Raw genomic sequence first — 13,337 nt, forward strand, 5'->3', positions numbered from 1 at the left:
CCCTTTTGCCTTGTAATCCTTATTTTTCCTAACTTTCTGTTTTTACAGGCATAATTTCTTTTTCATATCCTTCATCACGTAGAAGTAAAGTACAATGAGTAGGACAGTTGCCACGATCCATGCAAAGGGACTTGCCATACATGCCATGGTGTAGCTCAGTTTCTTCGCTGCAACAACTGCCATCACAGCTCTTCCAACCAGCTCCGCTACACCAGAGAGCATTGGAAGCAATCCATATCCCATTCCCTGGAAGCCATTGCGGTAGCAGTTCACTACATAGAGCGGGATCATAAACACACCAATACACTGAAGGTAGGTCTCCACCATTGGGATCACCACATCTGCATTGTCGGAGATAAACAGGTAAGAAAAATATTTTCCTACAAAAAACAGGATAAATCCCACAACAACCGCATAAGTGCATCCGATCACATCCGCAGTGCGAAATCCCTGGCGCACACGGTCCAGCTTACGTGCTCCAATATTCTGGGCATTATATGTAGACATTGCTGTTCCAATTGCCACAAAAGCCTGGGTAAAAATGTTCTCAATCTTAGAACCGGCTGTAAAAGCAGCTACTGCAGAAGAGCCCAGAATATTCAGGGAACTCTGTACCATCATAGTTCCAATCGCCGTAATGGAATACTGAAGTCCCATAGGGATTCCTACACGGATCTGTTTCCCCGCAATACTCCGGTCAAAATACCAGTCCTCTCTCTTCATCTTAAGCTCCGGTACAGCCTTCCACATATAAACCAGGCAAAGCAGTCCTGACACTCCCTGGGAAATAACCGTCGCCCATGCAGCTCCCGGTGCTCCCCAGTGGAAAAAGATGATAAACACAAGATCCAGCACAATGTTAAGCCCCGCAGCCAGTATCAGGAAATAAAGGGGCGTCTTACTGTTTCCAAGAGCCCTTAGGATACTGGACACCAGATTGTAAAGCACCTGTGTAACAATACCTGCGCAAATGATCATAATATAGCCATATGCCCCGTCAAAAATGTCCTCCGGCGTATGCATAAAAACAAGCAGCCTATGCATTCCCAGCAGGCTCACTGCAGTCATAACTACCGCGATCACTGTGGAAAGGATTGCCGCATTTCCAACTGTTTTCCGCATTTCGTCCATTCTCCCAGCCCCAAACTTCTGGGAGGTAAGAACGGTAAACCCAGTGGTAAGCCCCATCAGAAACCCAATAATAAGGAACGTAATGGTGCCGGTGGCGCCAACTGCTGCCAGCCCCTTGGTTCCCACAAACTTGCCTACAATAACCGCATCTGCCATACTGTACAGCTGCTGGAACACATTTCCCAGGAAAACGGGAATGATAAAATTCAGCAGCATTTTTATAGGCTTTCCCACAGTCATATCTGTCTGCATATTCAGTTTTCCTCCATAAGAAAAATATCGTTTAAAAGCGATTATAAGCGTTATTTTTTTTACTTTCAAGCCCCTATTTTCACAAATCTGTTGTTTTTTTCCAGATACAAAATAAGCCTGATCTGTCGCTTCTGCTTCTCACATAAATTTTCCTTTCATACTAATTGTTTTTCCTTCCTTCAACAGCTTGACAAAATCCATTTTCTGCCATACTATAGAAACCACACAATGAAGTGTTAATGTACGAAAGACATCTGTTTCTTTCCCGCTTACATTTACTACATATAAAGAAGGGAGTTCCCCATGGAAGAAAAAGTAATAAACGCAGCCCTGCTTGGGCTTGGAACAGTTGGAACCGGTGTTTACAGGGTTCTGAAAAGCCAGGAGGAAGAAATGACTGCCAAGATCGGCTGCAAGGTGAAGATCCGCAAGATCCTTGTCCGCAATCTGGAAAAGGCAGCTGGTAAGGTAAAGGATTCTGCAATGCTGACAAATAACTGGGAGGACATTAAGTCGGATCCTTCTATCGACATTGTGATCGAGCTCATCGGAGGGATCGAGCCAGCCAGGACCTATATTCTGGATGCCCTTCATGCAGGCAAGCATGTGGTAACAGCAAACAAGGATCTGATCGCAGTCCACGGAAAAGAGCTTATGGACGCAGCAAAGGCCTCCCATGTGGATTTCCTTTTCGAAGCAGCTGTTGCAGGCGGAATCCCCATTATCCGTCCTCTGAAGCAGTGTCTGGCGGGCAACCACATGAGCGAGGTTATGGGTATTGTAAACGGAACTACCAACTTTATCCTTACCAGGATGTCCCAGGAGAATATGGAGTTTCAGGATACTCTTGCCCTTGCCACAGAGCTTGGCTATGCAGAGGCAGATCCTACTGCTGATATTGACGGACTTGACGCCGGACGCAAGGTTGCCATTCTTGCCAGCGTTGCCTTTAATTCCAGAGTGGTATTTGATGATGTTTATATTGAAGGAATCACCAAGATCTCTGCCAAGGATATCCGCTATGCAAAAGAGATGGGCTGTGCCATCAAGCTTCTCGGTGTTGCACGCAATACAGAGTCTGGCGTGGAAGCTTACGTTTGCCCGATGCTGATTCCGAACGACCACCCACTTGCAACTGTAAATGATTCTTACAATGCAGTCTTTGTTCACGGTGATGCGGTGGAGGATGCCATGTTCTTCGGAAGAGGTGCCGGTGAGCTTCCTACTGCAAGTGCTGTAGTTGGAGATATTTTTGATATTGTCCGCAATATTGAGGCCGGCTGCTGCGGACGAATCGGTTGCACCTGTTACAAGTCACTTCCGGTGAAAAAAATGGAGAATACTTACAACCGCTATTTCCTTCGTCTCCATGTGGAGGACCGCTGCGGTGTGCTGGCTGAGATGACAGAGGTCTTCGCCAAATATCACGTAAGCATTGCACAGATCATCCAGAAGGACAGCCAGAGCCAGGACGACCATCTGGCAGAGGTTGTTGTGATCACTTCCAAGGTCCGGGAGGGTGATTTCAAGACAGCGGTACAGGAGCTTTCTAATAAGTCTTCTGTGAAGCGTATTTCCAAGACCATCCGAGTATACGGAAAATAATATTACACTGTACAATTTTCCTGAACACACATTCTAAGGCACGATTCGTTCGTGCCTTTTGTTATTATGAACATGTCCGTTATTTCACAGCTGCCAGCCATATTCATAAACGCCCTTTCGCCCTACTTACTCATACAGGCTGGTCAGATCATATCAATGAATTCACATATTCATGCACAGTTGTTCTCTGTAACTTTCATAGTAAATACTGCTAAAAATAGTTTCCAGAAAATCGAAAAATTGTGATTGAAAAATTCCAGATTTTTGATACTATATATAAGGAACAACAAAAGGGAAATTTTATCATATAAAGGAGCACATTATGAGCAAAAAACCAACGGTTTTAATGATTCTTGATGGATATGGCCTGAATGAGAGACATGACGCAAACGCTGTATACGAAGCGAACACACCTGTCATGGACAAACTGATGGCTGAATATCCTTTTGTAAAAGGTAATGCAAGCGGACTGGCTGTAGGTCTTCCAGACGGCCAGATGGGTAACTCTGAGGTTGGTCATATGAATATGGGCGCAGGCCGTATCGTATACCAGGAGCTTACCAGAATCACCAAAGAGATCCAGGATGGAGATTTCTTCCAGAATGAGGCACTTCTTGCAGCTATGAAGAATGCTAAAGAGAACGATTCCGCTGTCCACTTTATGGGACTTCTCTCTGACGGTGGTGTTCACAGCCACATTACACACCTCTTCGGTCTTCTTGAGATGGCCAAGAAAGAGGGACTTAAGAAGGTTTATGTACACTGCTTCCTGGATGGCCGTGACACTCCTCCGGCTTCCGGAAAGGGATATATCGAGCAGCTCCAGGCGAAGATGGATGAGCTTGGCGTAGGCGAGATCGGTGTTGTTTCCGGACGTTATTATGCAATGGACCGTGACAACCGCTGGGATCGTGTTGAGCTTGCTTACAACGCACTTACCAAGGGCGAGGGCGTTAAGGGAACAAACGCAGCTGAGGCTGTACAGGCTTCCTATGACGATGGCAAGACAGACGAGTTCGTTCTTCCTACTGTAATCGAGAAAGACGGCAAGCCAGTTGCTGTTGTTTCTGATAAGGACTCTGTTGTATTCTTCAACTTCCGTCCTGACCGTGCACGTGAGATCACAAGAGCATTCTGTGATGACGAGTTCACAGGCTTCGCAAGAGAGAAACGCCTTGCCCTTACCTATGTATGCTTCACAGACTACGATGACACCATCGGAAACAAACTGGTTGCATTCCACAAGGTTCAGCTTCACAATACCTTCGGCGAGTACCTTGCAGCTCACAACATGACTCAGGCACGTATCGCCGAAACTGAGAAATACGCTCATGTAACCTTCTTCTTTAACGGCGGCGTTGAGGAGCCAAACAAAGGCGAGGACAGAATCCTTGTAAAATCCCCGAAGGTTCCGACCTATGACCTTCAGCCAGAGATGAGCGCTCCAGAGGTTTGCGAAAAGCTTGTTGCAGCCATCAAATCAGAGAAATACGACGTGATCATCATCAACTTCGCCAACCCGGATATGGTTGGACATACAGGCGTTGAGGCAGCTGCCATCAAAGCTGTTGAAGCCGTTGACGAGTGCGTAGGAAAGGCTGTAGAGGCTCTGAAAGAGGTTGACGGACAGATGTTCATCTGTGCTGACCACGGTAACGCAGAGCAGCTTGTAGACTACGAAACAGGCGAGCCATACACTGCCCATACCACCAACCCGGTACCGTTCATTCTGGTGAATGCCGATCCAAAATACACCCTTCGGGAGAACGGATGCCTGGCAGACATCATTCCAACCCTGATCCAGCTTATGGGCATGGAGCAGCCGGCTGAGATGACTGGTAAGTCACTGTTAGTTGAGAAATAAAGAACAGTCTTAATTTCATAAAAGACAGAAGAACAGTCCCATCGACAACCGACAGGACTGTTCTTTTTATATCTGTTGTTCACAGCTCCTACTTCATTCATCATAATCATAGTCCACTGGTTTCACATAAATTACCCGGAATTTTTTTCTTTCTTCTGCAGTTGGCATTTTGGGAACTTCATAAAGTTTTGTAAGATATTCATACCACTGGGAATGCCAGCTTATCGCGATTCCAACATGATGCTTTCCCATCCAGTCTTCCTGCTTCTGGGCTTCTTTCAATCTTGCTTTGGCTGCTTCCAGCTCTCTTTCCGCCTGCAGATATGCATCGGTAGTCCTTACTGCGGCCACTTCTTTTTCATAATCTTTTGCCGCTTTTCCAGCTTTCTGCTCTGCTTCCCGCACATCTTTCTTATACTGTTTTTTAATTTTTTTTGACTCACGGTGTTTTTTTCCAACCGGACATCCATCCAGATTAAAAATAACAAACGCTTGCTGAAAATACAAATGCCAAGCGTGCCAGAAAAGAGGCTGCAGCGACTATCACCGAGCATCTTTCCGTAATGTAACGGCAGCTCAATCTCCCAAGAGATAAAATCATACATATATACGTATCAATCTTTGGTAAAACACGGTTTTACGGAAAAGATTTTGAACATCATAATATTTTTATGTCTTGTTAGAGCATTTTGTTCTTATTGTTATTTTGTGGGTTGGTCGTTACCCCGTACGCGATTTCACAATTGGGATTACTCCAGCGAACCATTTCAGGCGCGTTCTTAGCGTAGATGAAATCCAGCGCTTACGAAGACTTAGGAGTGACGGCTCTCCGGAACTCCTTAGTCGCAGTTAGCGATTAGTTCATCGTAGCGTTGCGCCGGTGAGTGAGTAATCCCCATTGTCCGAATGCGTCACTCTTCGACGAACTTTTCAACCCACAAAATAGCAAAACACCGTCAGATGATACTCCCTGCTTTATTTGGGAATTTTCATCTGACGGTGTTTTTATTGCGTATTATTTGCCGTTGGTGCGGTGAGGTTTGTTTGGCTCTAAGTTATTCTACTTCTTCTGGCTCCATACTCAGCTTATGCTCTACTTCTGTGCCAATATCATACTTCTGTCTGTATTCCTTAAAATAGGTATAATACTCCAGGCTGTCGGTAGGATAAATCCTGGAGTTATGAATATGGATATCAGTGGTCTCTTCCCCACTCTTCATCAGTGCTGTCATGGCACTTGCACAGTGGGAAGCAATACGTCCGAAGCTGTTCAGGATATCACTGAATACGGTTCCCTCTTCCAGGCCACATTTACCCTGGCTAAGACGCTCTGCATGGCGCATTTTCAACTCATCACAAAGTCTTGTGATCACAACGCCAAGAGGTGCCACGCGCTGTGCGGCTTCTTTGTCATCGTTCATAAATGCATTACAGGTCACATTAATCTCCTCACGGACTGCATCCATAACTACGTTCAGCTCATCCCATGCTGTCTGGGAGAAGGTTGTGTGGTTATCATGCATTTCATTGGACATATGTGCAATGTAGGAAGCGTGATCACCAATTCGCTCAAAGTCATTGATGGTGTGCAGATAAAGGGATGTCTGGCGTGTCTGGGCTGTATTCATCTCACGTTTGGTGAGCTGGATCAGATACTCTCCAAGACGGCTCTCGTACTTGTCGATCAGGTCTTCTTTGCGCTGCACCTTGTCATATTTGTCCTGCTGATAATCATTCAGAAGGTTCATGGCTCTGTTTACATTCTTACGAAGCTTCTTTGCCATACCATTCATAGCACGATGGCACTGTCCGATTGCAAGCGCAGGATAGTTCAGAAGACGCTCTTCCAGAAGATCGAAGTCTGCCTCGTCCTCCAGTTCTTCCGCGCTGTCCTTGACCAGATAGCATACAAGCTTCTCCAGCTTCGGAATAAATGGGAAAAGAACTACTACAGTAGCCACACGGAAAATGGTATTCAGAAACGCAATGGATACCGGAGTCATAATCATATCCATAAATCCAAAATGCACAATGGCATTTACGGTATAGAATATAATGGACCAAAGAATCAGACCAAATAAGTCATTCAGCAGATATATAAGAGCTGTTCTCTTACCGTTCTTATTTGCTCCAACTGCAGAGATCAGGACTGGACAGGCAGCACCAACACCGATACCAAGAACGATTGGAAATGCACTGGCAAAGGTAAGGATTCCGGTTACAGAAAGGGCCTGCAGCACACCAACTGTAGCGGATGCACTCTGAAGCACTGCCGTAAATGCAATACCAACCAGAATACCTGCAATAGGATTGGAGAACATTGTCAGCATATCAATAAATACCGGGCTCTCACGAAGAGGGGAAACAGCTCCACTCATCATCTGCATACCATTCATCAAAATGGCAAAACCCAGCATGATGTTTCCGATATTTCTGTGTGCGGATCTCTTACAGATCATACGGAGCACAATACCGACCACAGCAACTGCTGCTGAAATAGTGGCTGTAGAAAGAATACTTGCAATTCCACCGGAGCCCTGGATATAAGACAGACACAAGATCCATCCTGTAATACTGGTTCCGATATTTGCACCCATGATAATACCAATTGCCTGTTTCAGCTTCATCATACCGGAGTTAACAAAACCGATCACCATAACGGTAGTGGCGGATGATGACTGAATTACACTGGTAACACCTGTTCCAAGTGCTACACCTTTCAGCGGGGTATTGGTCATTTTGTAAAGGAATGCTTCCAGCTTATTTCCGGCAACGGACTTCAGTCCGTCTCCCATAAGAGACATTCCAAACAGGAAAAATGATACTCCGCACAGCAAAGATAAAACCATTGAAAAAATTGCCATGTTTTAATCCTCTGTCGTCGTTTCCCTCTGCCAATTCTGCAGGGACGACCTTTCTTCTCAAAGTATTTTCTTTTGTTAACGTGGATTTTTCTCAATTTTTACATATCCTTAATTATTATGCCATAATCATAGGCCGATTACAATATTGGATTAATTTCTAATCGTAATTTTTTGTGGTGCAAAAATTCCACTTTTATGTATAATCTGACGAAATTTTACTCCTTAAAATGCTGTAAAAAAGATACTGTCCGATAACTGTCACTTTTCTTATTTATTTGTTCATGTTTAGTAGTTTTACAATGCGACATATTGGGAAAGAATTCGTAAGAAGGCCCAAACCCTTTCTCAACCTTATTTCCAGCTACAATTTCGTTGTATTCCTTCAAATATAAAAAGGAATCCCCCAATCATATGCCATAAAGTGTATGAAAGAACGAACACTGAGGCTGAGCTTCTGGCAGGTTAAAATGAGGAGAAATTTCTCATTTTAACTTGTACTAAATCTTGACATAGGACCAATTTTCCATTGCCTGTTGATAGGTACTGGTATTTATATGCGGCTCTTTAAAAAATACCATTGCCACTCCACGCTTATATAATTCTTCATACATTCCGTACCCTTCCTGTACAGTACGACTCATACGAGATACCGAATCAAAGACTAATGTATCACCAGCAGAAACAATTAATCTGTCTATGATTCAGATTGGAATTTTTCTTATCATCCAGAGCCAGAAGAATCAGGACACGTTTGGAAACACGTGCTGAAAGTTTGTTATCTTTTCTCATTGCCTGCAGCTTGTTTTTCTCTTCCTGACTAAGAGAAACTATATATTGCGTATGACGTCCCATAAAAAACTCCTTTTTGATAAATGAATTTGGATAATTTATGATAACACATTTTGCGTTAGAAATCAGCTTGTCGTCACACTAGATAAATTGACATAGTAATAAAACTATATTCTGTTCATTTTCTTTCTTTCCAGTTTACCCCAGCTCAGTTTGTTCTTCTTGTATCCCACAAATGCAGTCACACGGACAAATGCCAGATAAAAGCGGAGAAAAGTTGTTTCAAAAAAACAAGCAGTAATAGCCCGGATCAGTTCTCGAAAAGAAAGCCTCTGGTCAATGGTATAGATTCTTGAAAAATATGCAGTTAATGTGAGTAAAATACCATACAGGGCATAGCAGGCAAGAAATACCAGCATAAATTTCACATTCAGCATATCCATCCTCACAGATAAAACCATTGTAAGTACACCCAAAAGTTCGATAAATGGTGACAATAATTCGTAAAGCAGAAAATAAAGATAGGATAAAAGTCCTACAGCTCCGTACCGTGGGTTTGCCAGCATTTTACGGTGTCCCCACATACACTGGAACAATCCTCTCTGCCATCTTTTCCGCTGCTTGCACAATTCACTTAATTTTTCCGGAGTTTGCGACCAGCAGATGGCATCCTGTGCAAAATCAATCTTATATGGCTTACGATTCATGCGGCTGAATTCATGAAGTCTGACTACCAGTTCCATATCCTCGCCCATTGTACTGCTGTCATATCCGCCTACGGCAATCACTGTTTTTTTCTCAAATAATCCAAAAGCTCCGGATATGATCATGTTTGCATTGATTTTATCCAACAGGATACGTGCTGCCAGAAAAGAACGGTCATATTCCAGGGATTGCATTCTTGCTATTATATTTCTGGGCAGCCTGTATTTTATCACATGACCTTTTTTTATGACGACACCATTGGCTGGGCGGACACTTCCACCAACGGCTATTACATTTTCGTCCTCCAGAACCGGGCGAACGATTTTCTCCAGCGAATCATGCTGTAAAATAGAGTCCGCATCCATACAGATAAACCAAGGATACCTGGCTGCATTGATTCCGGCATTTAAGCTGTCTGCTTTTCCACCATTCTTCTTGCGGATCAAAGTAATGGGCACTTTCTGGTTCGGGCATTCATAAATCTCTTCCTCAGGCTGGCATTGGATCAGATGACGGATCGGGCGTTCCACTCGCTCCATATGAAATGCATCAATCAGAACCTGAGATGTTTTGTCTTTAGAACCATCATCTATTACTATAATTTCATATAATTTATAATCCAGGTTGAGAAGTGAAGTGACTGTATCCTTCACCGTAACCTCTTCGTTATAAGCCGGAACAAGAATGGAAACCGGTATGTAATAGCTTTGCCACAGTTTATTGTGCAGCTGTTCAAGGCGGTATGATCTGTACAGCTCAATTGCGCCTGCTACAACCGACAAAAACAAAAAGCTGGAATATCCAATCAGGTATATAATAAAAAACAGATTGATACATTCCAGAAAAAAACGAAATGCATCGGTCATAAACCCTCCCTCCTTTGTGCTTTTACTGCATCCAGCTGGTACTCTAACATTTCTTTTGCGTAGCGGTCATTTCCCTGTAAAATATCAGCTAATGCCTCCCTATCTGTATTCAGAACTGCAAGGCTTTTTGCAGCATTATGACGGACATACCAGTTTTTACTGGAAGTCTCTTTTTTCAAGATTTCCAGTGTCTGCGGTCCGGGATACACAGCAAGAGCAGAAATACAGGCATTCTGCAATTCCCAGAACCCTTCCTTTTCTTCTTCGGCGTGATGAAGCAGAAAAGAAACACTTCTTTCATCCTGATATCTGCCAAAATAGCGGACACATGCGATTTGAATTTCCATATCCTGGCTTGTTTCCAACATAGACAGCATTTCATCCTTCCAGTTTGACGATGCATATCGAATATAATCCAACAAGTTTACCTGCATCCTTGGATGAAATTCACTCAATTTTTTCCAAAGGAGTGGTATCAGTTCTTCTTTTTTATCGAAGGAAAGAAGTCCATCTGTAAGTATTTTTTCATGCGGAAGCAGCTGCTCATTTGCATCCAGAAATGTCAATGCCTGCATAACCGCGTGTATATCTTCTGAACTGTATAATGCCCGCAAAGCATTCTCCCTGCAATAGAGACTTTTATTTCCAAGCAGGTCAAAAAGAAATGGGAAAACAATTTCCTTAGCCTGGAATTTCGTCATATGAAATATGGCAAATACATAAGCCAGGCAGGCCTTTTCCATATCCGATTTTCTTTTATAAACCGGTATCAGTTCTTCCATCAGCCGACTTACAGATGCTATTCCCTGCTGGAATTGTTCCGGCATACTGTTTTCAACTTTATATAATGCTTCACTGAACGTCAGAAGTCTACTGGTTGAATGAAGCTCTTTAACCAGCCTTTTTTCCTGCTTTTTATTTTCCGTTATATTTTCTAAAAACAACTCTCTGTATTCTTCGCAATATCGTTGTTCCCTCCTTTTCAGAACACAGGAACGATATCTTGAAATTACCTCTGTAAAGCAGTTAAACATGATAATCCCCACACAGACAATAAAATAAAAAACAATCACAAGCTGTGCTATCATTCGTATTCCTTTCCTGTCCAGTATGTCTTCAGAACCTGGTATGCTTCTTTTAATCTTTCATGGTAGGATACTGTATTCTCCCATCCTTTCAGTTTAAGGCATCCCATCTCGATTGTATTTCCTTCTCTGCCAAAACCTATAAACATCTCTTTGATTCCCACTGCTTCAATGCCATAATTTCCGTCATAATAATCATCATGGATCTGCATTCGGGACGGATCAGAAAAATTCAGCAGCTGCCATGGGATTCTAATTTCCACATCATCTCCGTTACAGATAAAATCTGCCCTAGAATCATAATCAGATGCAGATGGATTTCCATTACCATAATACAGCTTTCCACTTTCAAAGGTTTTTAACGGTGTGGCAGCATCCTGATACTGACCAATAACATCCCGTAATACCATGCTGATATTTTCGAATACAGCGCTGTCCCTGGCTGGTGGATCAATATAAGGATCTTTTCCTGTAATATCTTCCTCATAATTGGCATGAATGGGATTATACCGATCCTGAACCAACAGACGAGTATTATCTTTTCCATTTAAGATCAGTACAAAATCTGCAGGTCTTTCAAATTCTGCTGTACAATTTTCCATACGGGTACTGCCTGTTTTTTGGGTAGTATCAACCGGAACATACAGCGTGTCATTTTCCAGATCAAAGTCCTTTTTATGGAGATATAAATAAACACCGGAGGCATCATACTTCACACTGATGAAAGAGCCGTCTTCATATTGGATCTCCATTTCTTTTTCCGTCCATTCGGAAGTATCCCCGTCCACGTAACAAACACTTTCTTTTTCCCCACAGTCAAATGCCAGCAAACCAAAATGCTGGTCATTTGTCTGAGCATCTTCCCAGTAAATATTACGGCTTAAATCTACAGCATACATGGTATTCCAGGTATGCTTGAACCATTCATCCTGCCAGGAATAGACACAGCCTCCGGAAAGTCCGGCAGCCATAATGTCTTCATAACAATCTACCAGAATCCTTCCCTGTTCTTTTTCAGAATAGTATCCAAGTCCTCTGCTGGTCACCTGATTCTCCTGAATCTCACCTCGTCCTGTGGCTGCACCAAATTCAACAGCCAAAACCGGCATTGTATGATGTTCGTTTAAAAGTCTTAAATATGCCCGATAAGTATTCCGTTTTCCGTCAGGAGTGATACAGTCACTAAAGTCAATCTTTTTATCAGACAAGCTGTTCCATGTTGTGTATTCCATACAGGAAAAGTAATCCTGATCATATGGAGATGCACTGTAGCTGGCAAACTGACCTGATATAAATTTATCAGTTGCAGTTATATGTTCTGTGTCGATCCGGGCACATTTTCGGAAATATTCTGCAATCTCTTTAGGATAATCAAAGGGATCTGTTGCATTTCCACTGGAAAAGGAGATCAGACGCTGCTCATCATATCTTGTTGATTCATAATGTAGCATCCTGTCACCTGTTTCTGCAAGCAGGGATTCAAAGGCAGAGGCATCTTTTGAAGCAGTAAGATAGGTTCCTTTATAAGGTTCCATATCCGGATATTTCTCATCTGTATATGCAACTGTTGTATCTTCCCATCCATTTCCGATAATATATCCCAGCACCCATTTCGAGACATCGTGTAAATAAAGTCCTGTACTTGTATCTGCATCATTATTGATGATAAGTCGTTTTCCATGGATCACATCTACAGTGACCAGGCAATTATCCAGAAGCTTTCCTGCAAAGGAGTCGGCATATGCATCCACTCGGGAGTTCTGTATATAATCATTTACCCAGATTCCCTGAAGTAAATATAACGGCTCCTCATGTTGGGAATTGTATTCATAGAACGCTTTATAAAAAGACGGATTCTGGACAGAATAGACTCTCAGCGTATTTGCTCCTGCTTCCTGGATCAGCTGAAACCAGTGCAGATAGGTTTCTTTGGTGATCGCATAATCTGTAGACCATTCACCAGGAATACCGCTTCCCATATCGATTCCCCTGACTTCAAATGGTTTCCACTTATCTTTGTCCTTTATAAGTATCTCTTTATTCTCAGTCCGGACAAATGTGTTTATATGATTATCCCGGTCTGAGTCCATATAAAATCCGCCATAAAACACAGCTATAAATCCAATAAATAGAAGCAGAATGATGGCAGATATGCTGATAATAAATCGTTTCATAT

At 42.9% G+C, this 13,337-nt stretch carries 10 protein-coding genes; 2 read left to right on the forward strand and 8 right to left on the reverse strand.

Translation table 11 applies throughout. The features are described 5' to 3' along the window. Positions 1–42 precede the first annotated feature (42 nt). Positions 43–1,383 (reverse strand): MATE family efflux transporter, encoded by a 1,341-nt coding sequence (locus LIQ05_RS04855; protein WP_226819060.1) that lies wholly within the window; start codon positions 1,381–1,383, stop codon positions 43–45. 303 nt (positions 1,384–1,686) lie between these two features. Between LIQ05_RS04855 and LIQ05_RS04860 the strand changes: the two genes are divergently transcribed. Together LIQ05_RS04860 and gpmI are read left to right on the forward strand one after the other, a co-directional pair. Then, a complete protein-coding gene (locus tag LIQ05_RS04860; protein ID WP_226819062.1) occupies positions 1,687–2,988 on the forward strand; it encodes a homoserine dehydrogenase in 1,302 nt (433 codons plus the stop codon). A gap of 322 nt (positions 2,989–3,310) precedes the next feature. Further along, on the forward strand, positions 3,311–4,852 hold the full coding sequence (gene gpmI / locus LIQ05_RS04865) for a 2,3-bisphosphoglycerate-independent phosphoglycerate mutase (RefSeq protein WP_226819064.1): 1,542 nt from the start codon (positions 3,311–3,313) through the stop codon (positions 4,850–4,852). 93 nt (positions 4,853–4,945) lie between these two features. On the opposite strand, the gene LIQ05_RS04870 is transcribed toward gpmI, so the two are convergent. The 7 genes from LIQ05_RS04870 to LIQ05_RS04900 form a co-directional block, all read right to left on the reverse strand. Continuing rightward, positions 4,946–5,359 carry a polymorphic toxin type 15 domain-containing protein gene (locus tag LIQ05_RS04870; RefSeq protein WP_226819066.1) on the reverse strand — a complete coding sequence of 138 codons (414 nt, stop codon included), beginning with the start codon at positions 5,357–5,359 and terminating at the stop codon, positions 4,946–4,948. A gap of 548 nt (positions 5,360–5,907) precedes the next feature. Next, positions 5,908–7,716 carry a Na/Pi cotransporter family protein gene (locus LIQ05_RS04875; RefSeq protein WP_226819068.1) on the reverse strand — a complete coding sequence of 603 codons (1,809 nt, stop codon included), beginning with the start codon at positions 7,714–7,716 and terminating at the stop codon, positions 5,908–5,910. A 497-nt stretch (positions 7,717–8,213) separates the two neighbouring features. Further along, on the reverse strand, positions 8,214–8,357 hold the full coding sequence (locus LIQ05_RS20560) for a hypothetical protein (RefSeq protein ID WP_264292710.1): 144 nt from the start codon (positions 8,355–8,357) through the stop codon (positions 8,214–8,216). Positions 8,358–8,385: 28 nt separating this feature from the next. Next, entirely contained in the window at positions 8,386–8,568 is a 183-nt protein-coding gene (locus LIQ05_RS04885) for a hypothetical protein (protein WP_226819070.1), read from the reverse strand. Positions 8,569–8,672: 104 nt separating this feature from the next. After that, entirely contained in the window at positions 8,673–10,076 is a 1,404-nt protein-coding gene (locus LIQ05_RS04890) for a glycosyltransferase family 2 protein (RefSeq protein ID WP_226819072.1), read from the reverse strand. Further along, entirely contained in the window at positions 10,073–11,164 is a 1,092-nt protein-coding gene (locus LIQ05_RS04895; protein WP_226819074.1) for a HEAT repeat domain-containing protein, read from the reverse strand. The genes LIQ05_RS04890 and LIQ05_RS04895 overlap by 4 nt, the downstream gene beginning before the upstream one ends. Further along, positions 11,161–13,335 carry a hypothetical protein gene (locus LIQ05_RS04900; RefSeq protein ID WP_226819076.1) on the reverse strand — a complete coding sequence of 725 codons (2,175 nt, stop codon included), beginning with the start codon at positions 13,333–13,335 and terminating at the stop codon, positions 11,161–11,163. Before LIQ05_RS04900 ends, LIQ05_RS04895 begins: the two co-directional genes overlap by 4 nt. Positions 13,336–13,337: the final 2 nt, after the last annotated feature.

Source organism: Blautia glucerasea, assembly GCF_020537505.1.
GTDB lineage: Bacteria > Bacillota > Clostridia > Lachnospirales > Lachnospiraceae > Blautia_A.